23 protein-coding genes are annotated in these 21,826 nt (G+C 42.0%); all 23 read left to right on the forward strand.

What is annotated here, in order from left to right; translation table 11 throughout:
* Nucleotides 1-38: 38 nt before the first annotated feature.
* The 23 genes from T487_RS0107205 (at nucleotide 39) to T487_RS0107315 (ending at nucleotide 21,785) form a co-directional block, all read left to right on the forward strand.
* The gene (locus T487_RS0107205; RefSeq protein ID WP_031575878.1) at nucleotides 39-614 is read left to right on the forward strand and encodes a Maf family protein; all 576 of its coding nucleotides are present in this window, start codon (nucleotides 39-41) and stop codon (nucleotides 612-614) included.
* A 28-nt stretch (nucleotides 615-642) separates the two neighbouring features.
* Entirely contained in the window at nucleotides 643-1,323 is a 681-nt protein-coding gene (gene radC, locus T487_RS0107210) for a RadC family protein (protein WP_031575881.1), read from the forward strand.
* A gap of 22 nt (nucleotides 1,324-1,345) precedes the next feature.
* The gene (locus T487_RS0107215) at nucleotides 1,346-2,359 is read left to right on the forward strand and encodes a rod shape-determining protein (protein ID WP_031575883.1); all 1,014 of its coding nucleotides are present in this window, start codon (nucleotides 1,346-1,348) and stop codon (nucleotides 2,357-2,359) included.
* A gap of 3 nt (nucleotides 2,360-2,362) precedes the next feature.
* Nucleotides 2,363-3,211: a rod shape-determining protein MreC gene (gene mreC, locus T487_RS0107220; RefSeq protein ID WP_031575893.1), complete on the forward strand. Its 849-nt coding sequence runs from the start codon at nucleotides 2,363-2,365 to the stop codon at nucleotides 3,209-3,211.
* On the forward strand, nucleotides 3,211-3,699 hold the full coding sequence (locus tag T487_RS0107225; protein ID WP_031575895.1) for a hypothetical protein: 489 nt from the start codon (nucleotides 3,211-3,213) through the stop codon (nucleotides 3,697-3,699). Before mreC ends, T487_RS0107225 begins: the two co-directional genes overlap by 1 nt.
* 139 nt (nucleotides 3,700-3,838) lie before the next feature.
* Nucleotides 3,839-4,477: a septum site-determining protein MinC gene (minC, locus tag T487_RS0107230; RefSeq protein ID WP_031575898.1), complete on the forward strand. Its 639-nt coding sequence runs from the start codon at nucleotides 3,839-3,841 to the stop codon at nucleotides 4,475-4,477.
* Between the two features lie 18 nt (nucleotides 4,478-4,495).
* Complete coding sequence (gene minD / locus T487_RS0107235; protein WP_031575899.1) at nucleotides 4,496-5,293, forward strand: septum site-determining protein MinD; 798 nt, start codon at nucleotides 4,496-4,498, stop codon at nucleotides 5,291-5,293.
* A 12-nt stretch (nucleotides 5,294-5,305) separates the two neighbouring features.
* On the forward strand, nucleotides 5,306-5,569 hold the full coding sequence (gene minE / locus T487_RS0107240; RefSeq protein ID WP_031575901.1) for a cell division topological specificity factor MinE: 264 nt from the start codon (nucleotides 5,306-5,308) through the stop codon (nucleotides 5,567-5,569).
* 106 nt (nucleotides 5,570-5,675) lie between these two features.
* Nucleotides 5,676-6,815: an FtsW/RodA/SpoVE family cell cycle protein gene (locus tag T487_RS0107245; protein WP_031575903.1), complete on the forward strand. Its 1,140-nt coding sequence runs from the start codon at nucleotides 5,676-5,678 to the stop codon at nucleotides 6,813-6,815.
* Between the two features lie 42 nt (nucleotides 6,816-6,857).
* Complete coding sequence (locus tag T487_RS0107250; protein ID WP_031575906.1) at nucleotides 6,858-8,267, forward strand: ribonuclease E/G; 1,410 nt, start codon at nucleotides 6,858-6,860, stop codon at nucleotides 8,265-8,267.
* A gap of 125 nt (nucleotides 8,268-8,392) precedes the next feature.
* Complete coding sequence (gene rplU / locus T487_RS0107255) at nucleotides 8,393-8,707, forward strand: 50S ribosomal protein L21 (RefSeq protein ID WP_031575909.1); 315 nt, start codon at nucleotides 8,393-8,395, stop codon at nucleotides 8,705-8,707.
* Between the two features lie 2 nt (nucleotides 8,708-8,709).
* Nucleotides 8,710-9,042 (forward strand): ribosomal-processing cysteine protease Prp, encoded by a 333-nt coding sequence (locus tag T487_RS0107260; protein WP_031575911.1) that lies wholly within the window; start codon nucleotides 8,710-8,712, stop codon nucleotides 9,040-9,042.
* Between the two features lie 4 nt (nucleotides 9,043-9,046).
* Complete coding sequence (gene rpmA / locus T487_RS0107265) at nucleotides 9,047-9,346, forward strand: 50S ribosomal protein L27 (RefSeq protein ID WP_031575914.1); 300 nt, start codon at nucleotides 9,047-9,049, stop codon at nucleotides 9,344-9,346.
* 117 nt (nucleotides 9,347-9,463) lie between these two features.
* Nucleotides 9,464-10,741 carry a GTPase ObgE gene (gene obgE / locus T487_RS0107270; protein ID WP_031575917.1) on the forward strand — a complete coding sequence of 426 codons (1,278 nt, stop codon included), beginning with the start codon at nucleotides 9,464-9,466 and terminating at the stop codon, nucleotides 10,739-10,741.
* 11 nt (nucleotides 10,742-10,752) lie between these two features.
* Entirely contained in the window at nucleotides 10,753-11,049 is a 297-nt protein-coding gene (gene yhbY / locus T487_RS0107275; RefSeq protein WP_031575920.1) for a ribosome assembly RNA-binding protein YhbY, read from the forward strand.
* Nucleotides 11,046-12,230, forward strand: a complete 1,185-nt coding sequence (gene nadD, locus T487_RS0107280; protein WP_074542640.1) for a nicotinate (nicotinamide) nucleotide adenylyltransferase — start codon at nucleotides 11,046-11,048, stop codon at nucleotides 12,228-12,230. The genes yhbY and nadD overlap by 4 nt, the downstream gene beginning before the upstream one ends.
* Nucleotides 12,220-13,179, forward strand: coding sequence for an RluA family pseudouridine synthase (locus tag T487_RS0107285; RefSeq protein WP_051651579.1), 960 nt, complete (start codon nucleotides 12,220-12,222; stop codon nucleotides 13,177-13,179). The genes nadD and T487_RS0107285 overlap by 11 nt, the downstream gene beginning before the upstream one ends.
* Before the next feature lie 90 nt (nucleotides 13,180-13,269).
* Nucleotides 13,270-13,503: a hypothetical protein gene (locus T487_RS0107290; RefSeq protein ID WP_031575928.1), complete on the forward strand. Its 234-nt coding sequence runs from the start codon at nucleotides 13,270-13,272 to the stop codon at nucleotides 13,501-13,503.
* Nucleotides 13,504-13,717: 214 nt separating this feature from the next.
* Nucleotides 13,718-15,634, forward strand: a complete 1,917-nt coding sequence (gene glgB / locus T487_RS0107295) for a 1,4-alpha-glucan branching protein GlgB (RefSeq protein WP_031575931.1) — start codon at nucleotides 13,718-13,720, stop codon at nucleotides 15,632-15,634.
* On the forward strand, nucleotides 15,631-16,767 hold the full coding sequence (locus T487_RS0107300; protein ID WP_176758089.1) for a glucose-1-phosphate adenylyltransferase: 1,137 nt from the start codon (nucleotides 15,631-15,633) through the stop codon (nucleotides 16,765-16,767). The genes glgB and T487_RS0107300 overlap by 4 nt, the downstream gene beginning before the upstream one ends.
* Nucleotide 16,768: 1 nt before the next feature.
* A complete protein-coding gene (gene glgD, locus T487_RS0107305; protein ID WP_031575936.1) occupies nucleotides 16,769-17,905 on the forward strand; it encodes a glucose-1-phosphate adenylyltransferase subunit GlgD in 1,137 nt (378 codons plus the stop codon).
* Nucleotides 17,906-17,914: 9 nt separating this feature from the next.
* Nucleotides 17,915-19,348 (forward strand): glycogen synthase GlgA, encoded by a 1,434-nt coding sequence (glgA, locus tag T487_RS0107310; RefSeq protein WP_031575939.1) that lies wholly within the window; start codon nucleotides 17,915-17,917, stop codon nucleotides 19,346-19,348.
* A gap of 13 nt (nucleotides 19,349-19,361) precedes the next feature.
* Nucleotides 19,362-21,785, forward strand: coding sequence for a glycogen/starch/alpha-glucan phosphorylase (locus tag T487_RS0107315; protein ID WP_031575941.1), 2,424 nt, complete (start codon nucleotides 19,362-19,364; stop codon nucleotides 21,783-21,785).
* Nucleotides 21,786-21,826 lie beyond the last annotated feature (41 nt).

Below are 21,826 nucleotides of genomic sequence, written 5' to 3' on the forward strand. Positions count from 1 at the left end.
GGTAAAATTCTGTAACTGTCTGGAATGGAGTGATAATTGTGCATTTCGTATTGGCATCTGCTTCTCTGAGAAGACAGGAACTGCTTCAAAGAATGAACATCCCGTATGAGATCATCGTATCTGATTTCGACGAAGATACTGTTCCTTTTGAGGGCAATCCTGAATACTATGTAAAAAAACTTGCTGAAGAGAAAGCCAACAGTGTCTCACAAGTGCTTTCTGACGACGCTGTCGTCATTGGTGCTGACACCATTGTATTTGCAGATGGTCAAATTCTCGGGAAACCTAAGAGCCGGGAAGATGCGAAGCGAATGATGAAAATGCTCCAGGGTACGTCCCACTTTGTTTATTCAGGCGTAGCGCTCATACATCCAGCTCGAAACTTGAAAACGACCTTTTCCGTAGTGACTACTGTCTCTTTTTCCGAAATGGATGATGAAGAGATTGAATTCTATCTCGCTCAGGAGGAGTGGCAGGATAAGGCTGGCGCTTATGGTATTCAAGGTGCCGCGGGTATCTATATCCGTGAGATCCATGGAGACTTTTATAATGTCATGGGCTTACCTTTACAGGAACTTTATACGCATCTGAGAAAATATTCCTATATTATGTAAATGGGTTGGGCAATCTTTGGAGGATTTTATGGAAAATCGCATCATGGATATGGCCCTTAACGAAAGACCACAGGAAAGACTGCTCCGATACGGTGCAGAAAGTCTTTCCAACAGTGAGCTTCTTGCAGTTATACTGCGTGCTGGCACCAGAGAAGAAAATATTATCCAGCTTTCACAGAAGGTGATCACTGTATTCAACGGCATCAACGGACTTCTCGAAGCCTCTCAGGAAGATCTTATGAAAATTCCTGGCATCAAAGAAGCAAAAGCATCCCAGATTCTGTCTGTGGCTGAAATGGCTAAAAGATTTCAGACCTATCGAAGTGGAGACAGCTATAAGATCAATGCCCCAGGAGATGCGGCTGATCTTCTTATGGTAGAGCTAAGAGAATACAAACAGGAAGTACTGAAAGTGCTTCTGCTAAACACAAAAAACATTGTCATCGGCACTTATAATGCGTCTGTAGGAAGTCTTAACTCCTCCATCGTGCATCCGCGTGAAATCTTTAAAGAAGCCATACGGAAAAGTGCCGCGTCGATCATCATGGTTCATAACCATCCTTCGGGAGATCCTTCTCCAAGCAGTGAGGACATCGCTGCCACGAGCAGAATCAAAGAAGTAGGAAAAATTGTCGGTATCGACCTTTTAGACCATATCATCATCGGTGATGGGAAATATATCAGTTTAAGAGAAAAGAACTTATTGTGAATTTGAAAGGAGAAAATCATTCATGCGTTTATTTGGAATGAGCAAGGATATGGGGATTGACCTGGGAACGGCTAATACCCTAGTATATGTAAAAGGAAAGGGGATTGTTCTGAGAGAGCCTTCTGTTGTTGCGTTCAACACACATACCAACAAGCCTCTAGCTGTTGGTGAAGAAGCAAAAAGAATGATCGGACGTACACCAGGAAATATTGTGGCTGTTCGACCACTGAAAGATGGTGTCATTGCAGACTTTGACGTGACACAGACTATGCTGAGACAGTTTATTGAAAAGACGGCTTCTAAGTCTGCCTTCACTTCTCCAAGAATCATTGTTTGTTTCCCATCAGGAGTTACTGAAGTGGAAAGACGTGCCATTCTTGAAGCAACAAAACAGGCCGGTGCAAGAGACGTTATCCTTATGGAAGAACCAATGGCTGCAGCCATCGGAGCTGGACTTCCTGTGGATGAGCCAACTGGTTCTATGATTGTTGATATCGGGGGAGGAACAACTGAAGTTGCAGTAGTTTCCCTAGGCGGTATTGTTGTTGCCAAATCTCTCCGCGTAGGTGGAGATGAGATGGATCAGGCCATCATCGCTTATATCAAGAGAGAATACAATCTCATGATTGGAGAAAGAACAGCAGAAGCCATCAAGATGACCATAGGATCCGCTTTCAGAATTGAAGGACAGGATGAAGCGTATATGGATGTGAAGGGAAGAGATCTTGTTACAGGACTTCCAAAAGTGATCTCTGTTTCAGAAACCCAGATCAGAGAAGCACTTCACGAACCCATCTCCGATATTATTGAAGCCATTAAGACCACACTCGAAAAAACACCACCAGAATTATCTGCAGACATTATGGATAAGGGCATCATGCTTGCAGGAGGAGGGGCGCTGTTAAGAGGCCTTGGAGAACTCATCACCCATGAAACCCATATGCCAGTTGAGATCTCAGATTCTCCACTTGACTGTGTTGTATTAGGCGCAGGTAAAGCACTGGACAATTTTGACAAAATAGCGCGCAGCTATTAATTGATGTCCAAACTTTTGAAAAACAAGCTGTCAAGACGAATTGTTCTCTTGGCAGCTGTTCTCATTGTACTCTTCGGGTTCACTGTTTACAAAGATCAGAAAACCCTGGTAGAAAGCGGTGCAGGCACAGCCCTAAATCCTGTGCAAAGCGTTCTCTATACTGTTAATAAACGTATGGAGAGTTTCATTGACTTTTTTCTGCGCTATGAAGAAGTCAAAGAGGAAAATGAGTCGCTTTTATTGGAAAATATTGAACTGAAAGCAAATCTTCGAAATTATGAAGCGCTGAAGACCGAAAACGAACGCCTTCGTGAAATGTTCAGTTTCAAGACCAGAATGGACCAGTATGACTACGTGGGAGTCAATATCATTGGCAGATCCGGTGGCGGTATCATTACTTCCTATGTCATAGACAGAGGAGAAGAGGATGGTTTGCTCTCTGGAATGGTGGTGATGACAGAAGAAGGAATTGTAGGTCAGATTACTGAGACTGCGAAAACCTGGTCTCTGGTTGAAACACTTTCCAGTGAGAACATTGCCATTCACGTGAAATCAACAGAAGATGTCTCTATCAGTGGCATCTTGGAAGGCCATATCGGCAGCGGACAGACTCAGATGGCTAAAATATCCTTCCTGCCTATTGATTCAACTATCAAAGAGGGGGATACCATTGTCACCTCAGGTCTAGGCAGATTTTACCCTCCGGATTTCCTCGTGGGAACAGTGATGAGAGTAGAAGAAGACAAAGGAAATCTCATGAAGACAGCCATCGTAGAAACTGCCGTTGACTTTAAGCGAGCGGCACAGCTTTTTGTGGTGAAGCCAAAATCAATGGGAGATGTGGAGTACTGATGAGAAAGATATTTATTTTCCTGACTGTACTCCTCTGGCTTCTTCTGGATCAGACCCTTCTGCCTTTTCTGTCTGTCTATGAATCAAGCGGAAGTCTTCTGTTCACATTCATGGGTCTCTTCATGCTCATGACTGATGAGCATGATGCGTTCTATGTCGGGTTAGTTACTGGGATCATGCAGGATCTGTTTTTCCCCTATGTATTTGGATTGAACACCTTTCTCAATGTAGTGATCTTTCTGATCTTGTCAAAAATTGGTCTTACGTTGAAAGAAGGAAAGAAAACCGTGCCCGTCCTTTCTGTATCCATTGCCCAGGGAGTTAAAACCCTCATCATGATTCTTGTGCTTTGGATTTTTGGTATAAAAGGGAATTATTTTGCCCTCATCGTCATGCCTCTTTACACCGCTGCTCTAAGTATGGTTCTATATCGTCCATCCGTATCTTATAGCAGAATACCTATTGTAAAGAAAGAATGGCGTTTCTAACTTGCTTTTTTGAAGCAAGTTCTTTTTTTTGATGAAAATTTGTCAATTTCCAGGTTTTTCCTGATTAGAGTGGAATTATTCCAGTAAATCCTATAAAATAGATTTTAGATGTATTTTTTTAAGCATTTGGAGGAACTCAATGAGTACTATGGACCGTATTCAGATGAAAGGAAACCGTAAAGGCCTGAATCTGATCATAAACCTGCTTGAATTCAATTCTTTTGAAGAACTGATTGAAGCAGTCAAATCAAAACTGGAACCTGTAAAAAATTTCTACAGCGGAAATGCTGTCTTTGTAACAACGTACCCCATCCGGCTGAAAGAAGAGGAGAAAGCCCTGCTGGAAAAGCTTCTTTATGATACGATCGCACTCTCTAGTGTTACGTTTGAAGAGTCCAATCGAAAGGAAGATCTCCCTTCTATATTTGACGGCGTAGAAGAAGGCCAAACGAAGTTCATCACAAGATCTCTCCGGGGCGGTCAGATGGTGGAGTTCAAAGGCAATGTCGTAGTTGTTGGAGATGTTCATATCGGGGCGGAAATATTCGCCGAAGGAAATATCGTGATTTTAGGTCAGCTCAAAGGAAGAGCCTTTGCCGGAACTTCCGGAAATGAGAAAGCTTTTGTAGCAGCACTGAAACTTACCCCGGCACTTATGTCCATAGCAGGCACCTTTGCCCGCTCGGCAGAAAATGAACCAAACTTCCCAGAAGTTGCAAAACTTGTAGATGGAAACATCTATGTAGAACCTTACATCCCAACAAAGTTCGAATATTAGAAAGAAGGAGAGACTTAAATGCCAGAATCCATTGTAATCACATCCGGAAAGGGTGGGGTGGGAAAAACCACTACCACAGCCAATATAGGAACAGCTCTTGCTCAGCTCGGTCACAAAGTTGTTGTCATCGACGGAGATACAGGACTTCGTAATCTCGATGTCCTCATGGGGCTTGAAAACAGAATTGTATATACTCTGCTTGATTATTTTGAAGGAAGATGCAAACTGAAGCAGGCACTTATCAAAGACAAGCGCCTTCCACATTTATGTCTGCTGCCTACTGCTCAGACCCGTGATAAGAATGACATCACCACGGAACAGATGATTGGACTCATTGAAGAGCTGAAGAAAGAGTTTGATTACATTCTCATCGACTCTCCTGCAGGTATAGAGCAAGGCTTTGAGAATTCTGTAGCAGCTGCAGACAGTGCCATCATCGTTGTCAATCCTGAGGTCACTTCTGTTAGAGATGCGGACCGTGTCATCGGAAAGCTTGACTCCAAAGGTATTGAGAACCATAAAGTCGTCATCAACAGACTGAACTATGAGATGACCGAAAATGGGGAAATGCTGAATGTAGAAGATATTTTGGAGATCCTCTCCGTAAAACTGCTGGGTATCGTTCCTGATGACAGAAACATCACAATTTCCACCAACAGAGGGGAACCCATTGTTACCGTTGAAGGAACCTTGGCGGGTACCGCCTTTATCAATATCGCAAAGAGAATCACCGGTGAAGAAGTGCCTCTACTGGACCTGAAACCAGAGGAACTCGGATTCTTCGGCAAAATATCCAAGTTATTCAAAAAAAAGTAGAGGGGGTACCACATGGATATATTTAGCTTCTTTAAAAAGAAAAGCGGATCTAAAGATACCGCGAAGGACCGTCTGAAACTGATTTTAATGCACGACAGAGGGGATGTCTCTCCTGAGCTTTTAGAGAATATCAAAAATGATATTCTGGAGGTTCTGAGAAAATATGTGGAAATCGATATAGACCAGGAACTGGATCTGCAGATAACACAGACTGACAGTGAGTTCGGCTCAGTACCTGCCCTCGTGGCAAACATTCCGATCCGTAAGAAAAAATAGGCTAAATCCTAAGAAAATGTTAAATTGAAAGTGAGAGTTGTATGAGTTACTATAATAATGCATACAACTTTTATTTTTTGTTTCCACAAGGGAAGGGATTTTACACATGAATGTACTCAAAGCTCTGATCATTGATCGCAAAGATCTCAAAGAACTGGATTTCGGCATACTGCTCAGTGCAGTGGCGATCCTGTTCTATGGTGTTTTCAATATATATACTGCAACAAACTTCTACTACGCAAGACTTCAGCTCATCTGGCTTGTTCTGTCTTTGTTTGTGGTTTATGTGATCCTTCTTATGGATTATCGGAAGGTTTATAGAATAGTGGATTTATTTTACTGGATTGTTATCATTTTACTTGTGCTTGTTTTATTCACCTCCAAAGTGAAAGGCGCCGCTGGATGGTTCAGTATTGGTTCAAGAGGATTCCAGCCCGCTGAGTTTGCTAAGCTCACTACGATGCTGATGGTGGGAAAAGAACTGCAGAAAGTGGATGGAAACATCAACAATCTGAGAAACTTCATGAAGGTGACTTTCTATGCAGCACTGCCGATGATTCTTATGATGCTGCAGCCTGAAATGGGGATCACCATGATCACATTTTTCATCGTGTTGGGTATTTATTTTGCTGCAGGTCTGTCCCTGAAAGTTATTTTTGCTGGATTTGGTTTTGTCGCCATGGCTGTCATCATCGTGCTTCAGACAAACTTTCTTCCTTCTCACTGGAGTGCAAGGCTCACAAGCTTTCTGTTCAATGAGGGAAGTGAGCTTGGTATAAACTATCAGCTCAGCAGAAGCGTCATCAGCATCGGTTCAGGACAAGTGTCTGGTAAATTCAATTTTCTTCAGTTTCTTCAGGATATGACAGTCTCCACACAATCCAGCACTCAATTTTTCAATCGTGTTCCAGAAAATCATACGGACTTTATATTTTCTGTGCTTGCAGAAAATTTCGGTCTCATTGGTGGGATCACACTGCTTTTGCTCTATGGATTTCTCCTGTATCGTATGATCAGAATTGCCAAGAAGTCTGAAGATATTTTCGGCAGCACCATTGCTGTTGGGGTGTTTTCCTCTTTCTTGTTCTCTATCCTTCAAAATGTTGGGATGACCATGGGACTTATGCCCATATCAGGAATCACACTTCCGTTGGTTTCCTATGGAGGAAGCTCCGTTCTGACTACGTTTATTGCCATCGGAATGGTTCTCAATGTAGGTATGAAAAAGAAAACAACACTTTTCTAGTAAGTATGCTGAGGTATAAACACCTCAGAAAGGTTGAATAAAATGATTGAACTGTTTATAGAAGACGATGCTCATCGTCGAATTGCACTTAAAGAACGAGGCAGCCTGACTGAATTTTATATAGAAGATACCGGACAGAACATTCAGCCTGGAGACCTCTATCTTGGGATTATCAAGAAAAAAGTGAAGTCACTTAAATCTGTATTTGTCGATATTGGCGCAAAGAAAAACGCCTATCTCTATGTTCAGGATTTCCAAAGATTTCAGGACTATAAAGAAGGACAGAGTGTTCTTGTGGAAGTTCTGAAAGAAGAAGAAGGATCCAAAGGGACGAAGGTCACTGATAAGATTTCTATTGGTGGGAAATATGTGGTTCTTTTCCCAGGCAAAGGACTTGGATTTTCCAAAAAACTCAATCGGGATCTTTTTCTTGATACACATGGCAGTTTTGCAGCAATAGAAGGGTATCGCATACTATTCCGTGAAGCTTCCATGGATGCTTCAAGAAAAGATATTGAAGAAGAAATAAGCCAAATAACACGTTCCTTTGAAGATGTATATAAAAAATCAGAAACTGGAGCAGGTCCACTGAAACTCTATGGCCAAAGTTCTGTGCTTTCGAGGATTCTGCGAGACAATTTTTCAAAAATACAGATGATCTACGTCAATAGCAGAAGCCTTCAGAGCGAACTGGAGGATCAGTATGGGATTCCATCTCTTCTTCATAAAAGCGAGCGAAGTCTTTTTGATTTCTACGGTATTGAGAATGAACTGTCAAATCTTCGGAATCGAAAAGTATATCTGAAAGACGGCGGGAATATTGTCATTGAAGAAACAGAAGCCATGGTGGTGGTTGATGTGAACAGCGCGAAGCACAAAGGATCCCAGAGCAAAGAAGATTTTGTGATGGAAGTGAATCTTCAGGCAGCAGGGGAGATTGCCCGTCAGATCAGGCTCAGAAATTTATCAGGAATTATACTGATAGACTTCATCGATGTGAAAAATGATGCGCAAAAATCTCTTTTGAAAGAAGCCGTAGAAAAAGCATTTCAAGAAGATCCTCTCTTTGGCAAATGCTATCCCATCACAGATTTAGGACTTCTCCAGCTGACAAGGAAAAAGAAGGGATCTCCCATCTACTCTTATCTTGAAGAATTCTGCACGTTCTGCAAGGGAGCGGGTACTAGGCTCTCTTTCTCCTATGTCATGATGCGTATCAAGAATGAACTGGCAAGCAAGACAGAACAGATTGACATCAAAGATTTCCACATTCAGCTCCATAAGCATTATGAAGAAACCGTCAGAGATGACATCGACTTGTTTATCCAGAAGATTGAATCTGGTCAGAAAAGAATCTATTTGGAATTTAAAGATTTTCATCAGGATTATGAGGTTCAGCCTCTGGTTTTTAAAAACCAGATTCAGGAGATGGAAAAATATTTGATCTCATAACAACTTATCCTTTACATTGCAGGGTAAGATTGCTATAATATTTTGTAGGCCGCTCCGAAAAGGTTTTGTTAAACAGCCCAAAGCTGTACCTTGAAGGCGAGTACTGATATGAGGAGGTGTTTCATATGTATGCAGTTTTAAACACAGGTGGTAAGCAGTATAAGGTATCTGAAGGAGATATTCTCAGAATTGAGAAGATTTCTGCAGAGCTGAATTCTACTGTAGAACTCACTGATGTTTTGGCAGTTTCCAACGGAGAAGGTGAATTGACCATTGGTAACCCTGTAGTAGAGGGTGCTAAGGTTGTTGCGAAGGTTCTTGCTCACGGTAAGGCGAAGAAGGTTGTTGTCTTCAAGTTCAAGCCAAAGAAGGACTATAGAAAGAAGCAAGGTCACAGACAGCCTTTCACAAAGATTCTGATTGAGAAAATCGAAGCGTAATCATGATTGAAGTCCGATTTTTAAGAAAATCCGGTAATCTGATCTCGTTCACTTATGAAGGTCATGCAGACTATGATGAATATGGCAAAGACATTGTATGTGCAGCAGTTACAGCACAATGTATGATGGCATATAACGGTCTGGATGAAGTGCTGAAAGTGAAAAACAAGATCGATCTTCACGAAGATGGCGGATATTTATCTGTCAGCATCGATGGTGCAGATGCTTCTGAAAAGAAGGATGCCCAAGTGATTATGGAGACATTGTTATTAGGAATCAAAGCAATTAAATTGCAGTACGGTCATTTTATTAACCTAATTGAAGAGGAGGTGTAACACCATGCTTATATTAAACCTTCAGTTTTTTGCTTCCAAAAAGGGAGTAGGAAGTACAAGGAATGGTAGAGACTCTGAGGCGAAAAGACTTGGAGTGAAGTCCGCTGACGGACAGTTTGTTCTTGCAGGAAATATTCTCGTTAGACAGAGAGGAACAAAGATTCACCCAGGCACCAACGTGGGCAGGGGAAGCGATGATACTTTATTCGCAAAAGTTGATGGAGTCGTAAGATTCGAAAGACTTGGTAAGGATAGAAAAAAAGCGAGTGTTTACCCAGTTGAACTGGAAGCAGTTGCAGAATAGTTAGCTTGAATGGGCCTGCTTATGCAGGCCTTATTTTTTAGAAAGTGAAATCACGAAACAAGTGATTTGTAGTATAATAGAAAAAAACCAGATAAGGTAGGTGAGAAGGCTATGAATATGTTTATAGATATTGCAGATATTTTTATTAAAAGCGGTGATGGTGGCGACGGTGCTATTTCCTTCAGAAGAGAAAAATACGTTTCTCATGGTGGTCCAGACGGTGGTGACGGCGGACGTGGTGGTGACATCATTTTCGTAGTAGACCCTTCGATGACAACACTTCTGAATTTCAAGTATAAGAGAAAACATGAAGCAGGACGTGGTGAAAACGGCGGTAAGAACAAGTGTTATGGCAAGGATGCAGAAGACCTCATTATTCCTGTTCCTCTAGGTACTGTCATCAAGGACAAGGAAAGCGGGAAAATCATTTCTGATCTTTCATCGGTTGATGATACGTATATCGTACTAAAGGGCGGAAAAGGCGGAAAAGGAAACACCAAATTCGCCACTCCCACAAGACAGGCCCCCGATTTTGCTGAACCAGGCATGCCTGGTGAGGAACGTCATGTCACACTGGAGCTGAAACTTCTAGCAGATGTGGGCCTCTTAGGATTCCCGAATGTTGGTAAGTCCACGCTTTTATCCAAGGTATCCAAAGCTCAGCCAAAGATTGCCAATTACCACTTCACCACTCTGGAACCCAATTTAGGTGTAGTCGCAATGCCAGGGATCAATCCTTTTGTAATTGCAGACATCCCAGGAATTATTGAAGGAGCTTCTGAAGGTGTTGGACTTGGAATACAGTTCCTTCGTCATATAGAACGTACCAGATTGCTGCTTCATATCGTGGATGTATCTGGTATCGAAGGAAGAAATCCAGTGGAAGACTTCATCAAAATCAATGAAGAATTAAAGAAATACAAATTAGACCTGACAGACAGACCTCAAATTGTTGTCATGAATAAATTGGATCTCCTTTATGATAAATCTTATTTAGATGAGTTTAGAAAAGAGATTGAAGGCCTCGGATATTCTGAAATCTATGCCATTTCCGCTGCTACAGGGGAAGGCGTTGCAGAAGTCATGAAGGCATGTGCTGAAAAACTTCAGACGATTCCAGTGATAGAAACCATCTACGATGTAGAGGACTTCTATATTCCTGAAATCAAACAGTTCACCTATGATGTGGAAATTGATGAAGAGGGTGTATTTGTTGTTTCCGGTTCCTTTGTGGACAGACTGCTTAATGCCGTTGACATCCATAACCCAAGCCACTTGAGATACTTCCACAAAGTGCTTGGAAACAAGGGCGTTCTAGACCGCCTCAAAGAAATGGGTATTGAAGACGGAGACTTTATCAGACTCAATGATTTTGAATTTGAGTATTACGCATAGGAGGAACCTAAATGATTTCAACAAAACAAAGAGCATACCTTAGAAGCTTAGCCAATCAGATTGATCCAATTTTCCAAGTAGGAAAGGGTGGCATTGAAGCGCCCTTTATCCGACAGGTAGAAGATGCTCTTGAAAAAAGAGAACTGATCAAAATCCATATACTGGAAAACAGTGGAATGGATGCAAGAGAGGCCCATGATCAGCTGGTAAGTGCAATCGGATGTGAAGGCATTCAGATTATCGGCTCAAAGATTGTGCTCTATAAAGAAAGTAAAAACAACAAGAAAATAGAACTTCCAAGAAGATGAACATTGGTATCCTAGGGGGGACCTTCAACCCCGTTCATCTTGGCCATCTTTATATGGCTGAGGAAGCTATGAAAAATTTGAAGCTTGACCACGTGATATTCATGCCCAATTATATCCCCCCTCATAAAGAAAATAGTTCTGTTTCAGCTGCGGAACGTGTGAAGATGCTTCATCTTGCACTTTCAGACCATCCCGACTTTTCTGTTTCTACTTTTGAAGTCGAAAAGACCGGTATCAGCTACACCTATGAAACAGTAGAAGAACTTCATAGAAGGCATCCTTTGGATACCTTCTTTTTTATCATTGGCGAAGATTCCTACGTGAATTTCTGGAAATGGAAGAACCCCGAAGGAATTCTCAAATATGTGGAAGTTGCAGTGATTGAACGGACAGGATTTCCGAAGGAGGCCTCCAGTAAAACCGATGAACTTTTCAGACAGAATCATAAGAAAGCATTCCGTATCTTATCTGAAACAGTTGATATTTCCAGTACAGACATCAGAATCAGATTAAAAGAGGGGAAGGACGCTTACGAACTGCTCCCAAGAAAAGTTGCAGAGTATATTAAAGAGAAGAAGCTTTATCTCTGTTCTCCCTGGACGTTCCAACAGCTGCAGACTTATGTGAAAGAGCATGTGAAGCCCATGAGGTACGTTCATATTGAAGGAGTGGTGGAAGCGGCGCTGCTCCTCTCTGAACTGTATGGCGGTAATAGGGATGCCATTGCACTTGCAGCACTTTGTCATGACATGCTGAAAGATCATGAAGTCTCCTTCCTTTTGGAGCTCATTCATCGATATGGGGAAATGCCTGTAGATGATGGGAACTCACCACAAATTCTCCATGCTCAGGCAGGTGCTATTTATCTGGAGCATGTTTGCTGCATCAGAAATGAAGAGGTGTTAAACGCAGTCCGGTATCACACCACAGGTCGAGCTCAAATGAGTCTTACTGAAAAAATAATATTTATTGCAGACTATATTGAAAAAGGCAGGAATTTCCCGGGTGTGGAAAATCTTCGGAAACTCGCAGGAGAGAATCTCGACCAAGCCGTTCTCGCTGCATTGTCAGGCACCATAAAGCATCTGGAAAGCCTTAATAAGCCTGTTGCTGCTGTCTCCAGATCGGCAATGGATTACTATGAGCGAGTTCTGCAGGAAAGGACCAAACATGAACAATAGAGAGAATCTACAATCCATTGAAAAAAATATCCCGCTCACCTATGTGGGAGAAAAAATCAAAACCTACCTGAAAGATGAACTGGGACTGTCCACGAGATTCGTTAGAAGTGCTGCGCTGTCCAAGCGGATACTGATCAACGGAAAAACTGTAAAACTTGATTATATATTAAGGGAAGAAGATCAGCTTCGAATCCATTTAGAGGCAAAAGAACATCAGGAAATTGAAGCTGAAGAGATCCCTATCCATGTGGTATACGAAGATGATGCGATTCTGGTGCTCAACAAAGAGCCTTATATGGTGGTACATCCTACGAAATCCTATCAAAGCGGCACACTCAGCAATGCTGTGATGCACCATTATAAAAGCAATGGAAAGAACACCATCATCAGACTTGTGTCAAGGCTTGATATGAACACGTCTGGACTCATCATTCTTGCTAAAAACCAGTTTGTGCATTCCAGAATTTCACAGGATATGCAAGCGGACTTATATGAGAAGTATTATGTGGCCATCGTCAAAGGAGCTTTTCCTGAAGAAACTTCTTTAATTGACCTGCCTATATACCGAGATGAGGAAGGCGCCTATCAACGTGTTGTGGATGAGAGAGGCCAACGAAGCCTGACTGAGGTAAAGGTGCTTCACTACGCAAACGGTCACACTTTGCTTCTCCTGAAGCTACTGACAGGACGGACCCATCAAATCCGCGTTCATCTCAGTCATCTAGGCTATCCCATAATTGGAGATGAGCTTTATGGCGGAGATCTTACTATTATGAAAAGACAGGCACTTCATGCTGTTTACCTCTCATTCAGGCATCCAGTGACCGAAGAGAAGATGAGCGCTTATGCTGAAGTTCTGGAAGATTTTAAAGAAGCGGCACAAAAGATTGGTCTTCATCTGAGTTCAATTGAAAATGAAATCGCAAAACTGCAGGTTGTGGAAAGCTAAGGCTTTTCACAACCTTTTTTTACGTTGTATTTTTAAAATTTTCACAAAGTAATGCTAGAATGGAACTAATAAAGCAGAAGGAGAATTCAGATGAGAGATCATAAAAACCAACCGTCCTCCTCGTTCGATCCTATTTTAGATGACTATAAGGACAAAGAGAAAAAATTGATGGAGAATGAGTGCATCACTGGCACCCATGATGAAGAAAGCACGGATAGGCTTCTTTCCAGGTTCAGGGGAAACCGCACCCTGTATTTGCTCACGCAACTGATGTTTATTCTAGGAATACTCATCGCCCTGATTCTTTTTATAACGAGAGAATAATTCACGCTTCCAAAGGGCTGTATATATCTATGAAAATGGCCTATTTCCTACTTTTGCACTATTAGAAGCAGTGGAATTATGGTATATTATAAATAGAAAATAGTAAATATTCTCACATTATCACATAGTTTTTTTGCGTGATTACTTCAACTGAATCAGAAAGCAAAATTCGAGTGCTGATAATAGTACTGTATTCAATACATGGGAGGAAACTATGACAAAGACAAAAGACGATCCAAACAAGGTATTAAACACGGAATTCAACCACTATCTGTTCAACACTGGAAACCACAGAAGGGCCTATGAATTTATGGGCGCACATCTCATCGAATTTGAAGGAAAAAAAGGGGTCCAATTTACAGTTTGGGCACCGAACGCACAGAATGTGACCCTTGCTGGAGACTTTAACAATTGGGGTTATGAGGAGATGTTTCCACAAGGCTCCACAGGAATCTGGACCTGTTTTTTAGAAGGTCTGGGAGAGAATGTACTTTATAAATACAGAATCAGAAGACACGATGGATATGAATTTTTAAAAGCGGATCCCTATGCCTTTTACTCCGAACTTCGACCAAAAACCGCTTCCATCGTAAAAGACCTGGATGGCTTCAAATGGACAGATGGCAACTGGCGCGGCAGAAGCAAAAGAGTGCCCGTCAATGAAAAGCCCATGAATATCTATGAAGTGCACCTGGGATCCTGGAAAAGACATTGGGATGGGACATTCTTTACTATTGAAGAATACACCAAGGAGCTCATTCCCTATGTGAAAGAAATGGGATACACACACATTGAACTGATGCCGCTGATGGAACATCCTTTAGATGATTCTTGGGGCTATCAGATCACTGGATATTACAGCATGACTTCTCGTTATGGTGATCCTAAAGATCTTATGGCTTTTGTAAATGAGTGCCATAATGAAGGAATCGGCGTCATCATGGATTGGGTTCCTGCTCATTTTTGCAGAGATGCCCATGGACTGCTCCTCTTTGATGGAACTCCTACCTATGAATACCAGGATCCAAACAAAGCGGCCAACAACAGATGGGGAACCACCCATTTTGATTACGGAAAGCCACAGGTCCACAGTTTTCTCATTTCCAATGCTCTCTTCTGGATGGATTTCTTCCACATAGATGGACTCCGTGTAGATGCAGTGTCTGCAATGCTCTATCTCGATTATGACGATGGACCCTGGACACCTAATATATACGGTGGGAACACAAACCTGGAAGGCGTAGACTTTCTCAAAAAGCTCAATACGGTCGTCAAAGAAGAGTATCCCGCTGCACTGATGATCGCCGAAGAAAGCACTGCTTTTCCACTGATTTCTCATGAAATTGAGAAGGGCGGTCTTGGATTTACTCATAAATGGAATATGGGATGGATGAATGACATCCTCCGATATTTTGAACTGGATCCATTATACAGAAAGCAGCACCATAACCTGATCACTTTTTCTTTCATGTACGTTTTCAATGAGAATTTTATACTGCCCATGTCCCACGATGAAGTGGTCCATGGTAAAAACTCTCTGCTGAATAAGATGCCTGGTGATGAAACCATGAAGTTCAGGGGTCTCAGGACTCTAATCACCTATATGATGTGCCACCCTGGCAAAAAAATCAGTTTCATGGGCAATGAGATTGCTCAGTGGATGGAGTGGAGATTCAGAGAAGGTCTGGAATGGATTGGACTGAAGCATGAAAACCATCGGAAACATCAGCACTTTGTAAAAGTGCTCAACACAATCTATAAAGACCATAAATCACTTTATGAGATTGACAATTCTTATGATGGCATCGATATTCTGGATGCGGACAACAAAGAGGAGAGCTTGTTTACCTTTATCCGAAAAGGGAAGAACACCAGAGATTTTCTTTTGGTCATCTGCAACTTTGTGCCAGTGGAGAGACAGGGGGTAAAAGTTGGCGTTCCGTTTGAAGGTCAGTATGAAGAAATACTCAATACAGAGCTGAAAGAATATGGTGGAACTTGGGATTATTCCCAAAATGTATATCAGACAAAAGATGAAATGATGAACGGTAAAGACTTCTCCCTAGAGGTAACCATACCTCCATTATCCGTTCTTATCATAAAACCTAAAAGAATAAAGGGGGCCAAATGATGAAAACAGAAATTCTTGCAATGATTCTTGCAGGGGGGCAAGGTACGAGGCTTGGCAAATTCACCAAAAATATCGCAAAACCAGCAGTTCCTTTCGGCGGAAAGTACAGAATCATTGATTTCGTTCTTTCCAACTGTGCCAACTCCAACATGAATACCGTTGGTGTACTGACACAGTACCAGCCGTTGATCCTTAATACCCATATTGGTATTGGTGCACCATGGGACATGGACCGCGGCACTGGTGGTGTCACCATCCTTCAGCCCTATGCCAGCGCCACAGAAGAAAAATGGTTCAGAGGAACTGCTCATGCAATCTATCAGAACTTTTCCTATATCGAAGATTATGATCCAGATTTTATTTTGATTCTTTCTGGAGATCATATCTATAAAATGAATTATGAAGCGATGCTGGATTACCATAAAGAGAAAGAAGCTGCACTCACCATCGCTGTCCTTGAAGTTCCTTGGGATGAAGCATCAAGATTCGGTATTATGAATACGGACAGCGAACTCAAAATCGTTGAATTTGAGGAAAAACCTGCAAATCCAAAATCAAACTTAGCCTCTATGGGAATTTATATTTTTAACTGGAAGATGCTGAAAAAGTATATGAATGAAAGCATCAACGCAGGAAAGAACATGGATGACTTCGGAAAAAATGTAATACCAGAATTTCTGGATGCAAATGAAAGGGTATATGCATATCCCTTCAAAGGATACTGGAAAGATGTAGGTACTCTTGATTCTCTATGGGAAGCGAATATGGATCTTTTGGATCAGGACTCAACCCTACAGCTCAACGACAGGTCCTGGAAAATCTACTCCAAAAATCCATCCATGCCTCCACAATACCTGTCCAAAACTGCAGATGTGAAGGATTCCCTTGTGGTGGAAGGATGCATTGTCCATGGAAAAATCAGAAAATCCATTCTGTCACCAAAGGTTATCGTGGGCGAAGGGACAGAAATCTATGACTCCGTCATCATGGAGGATGTCAAGATTGGAAAGAATTGTGTCATCAGGAAGGCCATGATTGGCTCCCATGCAGTGATTCCAGACAACTCTGTCATCGACGAAAAAGGTGAAATCGCCGTTGTGGGCGAACACGAAATCTTCAAGGGAGGGAACTAATATGCCAAGAAATAAATTATTCGGGGTTGTAAACCTCACAGAAAATGATTATTACATGAAGCAGCTCACCATCAACAGACCATTGGCATCTGTTCCATATCTTGGAAGATACAGACTCATTGACTTCACCTTATCGAATCTGGTGAATGCGGGTATCGATACCGTTGGTATTTTTTTAAATGATAAATACCGTTCCTTAATGGATCATATCGGTAATGGAAAAGAGTGGAACCTAGACCGCAAAAAAGGAGGTGTATTCTACTTCTCTCCTTATTCTACGCCTGACATCCACAGCTCCTTAAGAGGAGACTTATCCACCTATTTTTCAAACATTGATTATTTGACAGAAGCCTCCGCGGATTATGCGGTCATCATGGGAACGTCCATGGTATGCAATATTGATTTAAAGGAAGTCTTTAAAAATCACCTGAGCACCAAAGCCGATATCACTGTTGTCTATAAGAATATTGCCGAGGACGATTTGGGCTTTGAAAGATGCAATACTGTAACGACCAATGAATACGGCTCGGTCACTGCTTTCGGGAAAAACATCAGACGACCTGATATGCTGTCCGAAAGGAAAAAAGTTTCTATGGAGATCTTTATCGTGAAAAAAGAACTTCTTGTAGATATGATCACTGATGCGGTGACCACAGGAGAAAATGTCTATCTTACAGAAGTACTGCACGATGCAGTGACCAAATATAAGGTTCGTGGCTATGAGTTCAAAGGATATCTGAAAAACATCGGATCCATTGAGAACTACTTTGAAGCAAGCATGGATATGCTGGATGAAGATCATATCGAAGAGGTTTTCTTTGGAGAGAATAAAATCAAAACCAAAGTAAAAGATGAAACGCCCACCTACTATGCTCCAGAAAGCAAGGTAGAGAACTCTCTCATCGCCAATGGATGTAAGATTGAGGGCACTGTTATCAATTCCATTATCTTCAGAAGAGTCCATATAGCCAAAGGCAGTGTTGTGAAGGACTCTATCATTATGCAAAACTCTGAGGTAAGAGAAAACTGCAGTTTGGAAAATGTCATTACGGACAAGCAGGTCATCTTAACCAGTGAAACTGAACTGAAGGGAAGTCCAAAGAATCCACTTGTGGTCAGCAAGGGCTCCGTTCTATAGGAGGAAAACATGAAAATTTTATTTGCGACTTCAGAATGTTATCCCTTTTTAAAAACAGGAGGACTGGCTGATGTTGCCTATGCACTTCCAAAAGAACTGGTGAAAATGGGAGAAGACTGCAGAGTCATTATGCCCAACTATGGAACCATCAAGAAAGAGTTCTCAGATAAGATGGAGCATCTTTTTGAAACCACCGTCCGTGTTGGATGGAGAGAACAGTACCTCGGTGTAAAATATCTGAAATACGAAGGAATTGAGTACTACTTCCTGGACAACATGTACTACTTTCATCGGGAGACTCCCTATGGTTACTTCGACGATGGGGAAAGATTCTCCTTTTTCTCACAAGCAATTTTGGAAATATTGACCAGAATTGATTTCGTTCCGGATGTTCTACATGCCAATGACTGGCATACGGCTGTCATTCCGGTGCTGCTTCGTACGAAATACCGATGGGAGAAAGCATTTGAGAAAGTGAAGACCGTTCTGACCATCCATAATCTAAGATTTCAGGGCGTATATCCTCCAGATGTACTTGGAAATCTCCTTGGTCTTGGGAACGAACTTCTTCAAGATTTCTGTTTCGAGTATTATGGGAATGTCAATTATCTAAAAGGCGGCATCAACTATGCGGATCTTGTAACCACCGTGAGCCCCACTTATGCTGATGAGATTAAGACGGAGTATTTTGGAGAGGGCCTTCATGGTGTTATGCAGAAAGTGTCTTATAAGCTGAAAGGCATTCTCAACGGAATTGATTATGATATCAATGATCCGTCCAATGATCCCAACATTCCTCATGGATTCACCTCTGCTGAGCTGCAAGGAAAGATCCAGAACAAACTGGACCTTCAAAAGGAACTGGGATTAGAAGTTCGGGAAGATGTGCCCCTGTTTGGAATCATCTCCAGGCTCACTGACCAGAAGGGATTTGATCTCATTGCAGAGCGGATAGAAGAACTCCTTCAGAATGATCTCCAGCTCGTTGTGCTTGGAACAGGAGAAAGGCGTTATGAGGATATGTTCCGCTACTTCAGTTTCAAGTATCCTCATAAAGTGTCTGCAAATATTACCTATAATGGTACGCTAGCTCAAAAAATCTATGCGGCTACAGATTTTTTTCTGATGCCATCGCAGTTTGAACCCTGTGGTCTCTCACAGCTTATGGCACTGCGCTACGGCAGTGTGCCTATCGTCAGAGAGACTGGCGGTCTAAAAGATACTGTAATACCTTACAATAAATTTACCGGTGAGGGAATCGGTTTTACCTTTTCAAACTATGACAGTTATGATATGCTACAAGCTGTATATCGTGCTTTAGAAGCGTATCAGGACAAGAACAGTTTCAATGACATCATCACACAAGGGATGGGTATGGATTACAGCTGGACATCCTCTGCGCTACTATACAGACAGCTGTTTGAGGACATTCTGAAACAATAAAAGGAGTAACCGAATGATTATTACAAAAGAACAGTTCAAAAAGGACTTTGAGAAGAAAATGCTGAAACTTTATGCTCAGGAAGTGGAGAATGCGACGATTCAGATGCAGTACTTCACCCTTGGGTATCTGATTAAAGAATATATTTCAGAAGGGTGGGCAAAAACCACCACAAGATATACAAAATACGGAGAGAAGCAAGTATACTATTTTTCAATAGAGTTTCTTCTGGGAAGACTTCTGGCAAGCAACCTTCTGAATCTGGGCATCCGGAACACAGTGCAGGAAGCACTGAATGAGATGGGCTTGAATTTGAAATCCATAGAAGATGTAGAAGTGGATCCTGGTCTTGGAAATGGTGGCCTTGGCAGGCTTGCCGCTTGTTTTATGGACTCCATGGCATCTTCAGGTATCCCTGGAAACGGAAACGGAATCCGATATAAGTACGGATTGTTCCAGCAGAAAATCGTAGATGGATATCAGGTGGAGCTTCCTGAAAACTGGTTGAGAGATGACAATGTATGGGAAATCCGTAAGTCCGATAAGGCTGTGAAAGTCCGCTTTTATGGTGATGCATGGATGAAACCAACGGATGACGGGAAACTGGTGCCCATCCATACAGATTATCAGGAAGTGCTGGCTGTACCCTATGACACCGCCCTGGTCGGCTATGAGAACAAAACAGTAAACACATTAAGACTCTGGAATGCCGAAGTGCCGAACTATGCAGATGAGCCAAAAGGGGAGCTGAATTTCCATAAAGTGCTTCTAAATAAGCGGGAAATTGAAAGCATCTCTGAGGTTCTATATCCGGATGATTCCAACCACGAGGGCCGAGTCTTAAGACTGAAGCAGGAGTATTTCTTTGTTTCTGCAGGTCTTCAGAGCATTGTAACCCAGCATAAGGAAGCAGGAAGACCTTTGGCCGAACTGCATAACTCTGTTGCTGTACACATCAATGACACACATCCTGCCGTAGCCATCCCGGAGCTTATGAGAATCCTTATGGATGAAGAGGGTATGGAATGGAATGAAGCGTGGCATGTTACACAAAACACCATGAGCTATACCAACCATACCATCATGAGCGAAGCACTGGAAAAATGGCCTGTGGAACTCTTTAAGGATCTTCTGCCTAGAATCTACCTCATCATCGAAGAAATCGACCGTAGATTCAGAGAAATCCTTACCGCCAAATTTGGCGAACAACAGGATCAAGTGGAAAAGATGGCCATCATATCCGGCGGATTTGTAAAAATGGCACACCTGTGTATCCATGGAACCCACAGCATCAATGGTGTTGCAAAGCTCCATACAGAGCTTTTGAAAAGCCAGGAACTGAAAGACTTCTATATGCTGTACCCTTATAAGTTCAATAACAAAACCAATGGCATTACCCACAGACGATGGCTGATGCTTGCTAACCCTGAACTTTCTACCCTCCTGGATGATACCATTGGTACATCTTGGCGTAGAAATCCCCAGGATCTCAAGCTTTTCAAAAAATACAAGAGAGATCCGGAAGCTCAGAGAAAAGTAGAAACCATCAAACAGCACAACAAGGAGAAACTTGCAGAGTATATCAAGGAGAAAAATGACATCATTGTGGATCCGAATTCCATATTTGATGTGCACGTGAAGAGACTCCACGCTTATAAGAGACAGCTTCTGAACGCACTCCATATACTGCATCAGTATCATGAAATACTGGAAAATCCAAATTTCGATATGGTGCCAAAAACTTATATTTTTGCTGCTAAGGCGGCTCCAGGGTACTACTACGCCAAGGAAGTCATTAAATTCATCAATGCTTTGGCACAGCAGATCAACAATGATCCTAGAGTCAAAGGACTGATCAAAGTGGTTTTCCTTGAAAACTATGGAGTGACCTTGGCTGAAAAAATCATTCCTGCATCTGAAGTATCCGAGCAGATCTCCACAACCACCAAGGAAGCATCTGGTACCAGCAACATGAAATTCATGATGAACGGTGCAATCACTCTTGCTACCTTAGATGGAGCCAACGTTGAAATTCTGGAAGAAGTAGGGGATCCCAATATTGTCATCTTCGGTATGACTGAAAAGGAAATTCTGAGCTACTACAGAAACGGCGGGTACAGATCCAGAGAAATTTACGAATCAGATATCCGCGTTAAGCGGGTTCTGGACAGCCTTGTAAATGGACATATCAAAGGAATCCCTGTGGAAGGGGTCGACATTTTCAAGAGCCTCATCGACTATAATGATGAATTCTTTGTTCTGAAAGATTTTGATTCCTATGTGGATGCCCAGAAGAAAATTGATTCCTTGTATCAGGACAGATTTACCTGGAACAAGATGTCCATTGAGAACATCTCCTCATCAGGTGTGTTTTCTGCAGATGTTACTGTGATGCAGTATGCTTCAGGAATCTGGGACACCAGAATCATTGAGAGATAAGATCGGATGATATAAATTGAAGTCCTGGAGAAATCCAGGAC

Origin of the sequence: Proteiniclasticum ruminis DSM 24773 (assembly GCF_000701905.1) — a bacterium.
In the GTDB taxonomy this organism is placed as follows: Bacteria; Bacillota; Clostridia; order Clostridiales; family Clostridiaceae; genus Proteiniclasticum; species Proteiniclasticum ruminis.

What these genes read in the sequence shown, in the direction of transcription:
- minD (WP_031575899.1), top strand. Translation starts at nt 4,496, where the DNA reads ATGCCAGAATCCATTGTAATCACATCCGGAAAGGGTGGGGTGGGAAAA.
- glgB (WP_031575931.1), top strand. Translation starts at nt 13,718, where the DNA reads ATGACAAAGACAAAAGACGATCCAAACAAGGTATTAAACACGGAATTC.
- T487_RS0107315 (WP_031575941.1), top strand. Translation starts at nt 19,362, where the DNA reads ATGATTATTACAAAAGAACAGTTCAAAAAGGACTTTGAGAAGAAAATG.
- yhbY (WP_031575920.1), top strand. Translation starts at nt 10,753, where the DNA reads ATGATTTCAACAAAACAAAGAGCATACCTTAGAAGCTTAGCCAATCAG.
- T487_RS0107245 (WP_031575903.1), top strand. Translation starts at nt 5,676, where the DNA reads ATGAATGTACTCAAAGCTCTGATCATTGATCGCAAAGATCTCAAAGAA.
- mreC (WP_031575893.1), top strand. Translation starts at nt 2,363, where the DNA reads ATGTCCAAACTTTTGAAAAACAAGCTGTCAAGACGAATTGTTCTCTTG.
- T487_RS0107225 (WP_031575895.1), top strand. Translation starts at nt 3,211, where the DNA reads ATGAGAAAGATATTTATTTTCCTGACTGTACTCCTCTGGCTTCTTCTG.
- minE (WP_031575901.1), top strand. Translation starts at nt 5,306, where the DNA reads ATGGATATATTTAGCTTCTTTAAAAAGAAAAGCGGATCTAAAGATACC.
- nadD (WP_074542640.1), top strand. Translation starts at nt 11,046, where the DNA reads ATGAACATTGGTATCCTAGGGGGGACCTTCAACCCCGTTCATCTTGGC.
- T487_RS0107290 (WP_031575928.1), top strand. Translation starts at nt 13,270, where the DNA reads ATGAGAGATCATAAAAACCAACCGTCCTCCTCGTTCGATCCTATTTTA.
- glgA (WP_031575939.1), top strand. Translation starts at nt 17,915, where the DNA reads ATGAAAATTTTATTTGCGACTTCAGAATGTTATCCCTTTTTAAAAACA.
- obgE (WP_031575917.1), top strand. Translation starts at nt 9,464, where the DNA reads ATGTTTATAGATATTGCAGATATTTTTATTAAAAGCGGTGATGGTGGC.
- T487_RS0107215 (WP_031575883.1), top strand. Translation starts at nt 1,346, where the DNA reads ATGCGTTTATTTGGAATGAGCAAGGATATGGGGATTGACCTGGGAACG.
- glgD (WP_031575936.1), top strand. Translation starts at nt 16,769, where the DNA reads ATGCCAAGAAATAAATTATTCGGGGTTGTAAACCTCACAGAAAATGAT.
- radC (WP_031575881.1), top strand. Translation starts at nt 643, where the DNA reads ATGGAAAATCGCATCATGGATATGGCCCTTAACGAAAGACCACAGGAA.
- T487_RS0107285 (WP_051651579.1), top strand. Translation starts at nt 12,220, where the DNA reads ATGAACAATAGAGAGAATCTACAATCCATTGAAAAAAATATCCCGCTC.
- rpmA (WP_031575914.1), top strand. Translation starts at nt 9,047, where the DNA reads ATGCTTATATTAAACCTTCAGTTTTTTGCTTCCAAAAAGGGAGTAGGA.
- rplU (WP_031575909.1), top strand. Translation starts at nt 8,393, where the DNA reads ATGTATGCAGTTTTAAACACAGGTGGTAAGCAGTATAAGGTATCTGAA.
- minC (WP_031575898.1), top strand. Translation starts at nt 3,839, where the DNA reads ATGAGTACTATGGACCGTATTCAGATGAAAGGAAACCGTAAAGGCCTG.
- T487_RS0107250 (WP_031575906.1), top strand. Translation starts at nt 6,858, where the DNA reads ATGATTGAACTGTTTATAGAAGACGATGCTCATCGTCGAATTGCACTT.
- T487_RS0107260 (WP_031575911.1), top strand. Translation starts at nt 8,710, where the DNA reads ATGATTGAAGTCCGATTTTTAAGAAAATCCGGTAATCTGATCTCGTTC.
- T487_RS0107300 (WP_176758089.1), top strand. Translation starts at nt 15,631, where the DNA reads ATGATGAAAACAGAAATTCTTGCAATGATTCTTGCAGGGGGGCAAGGT.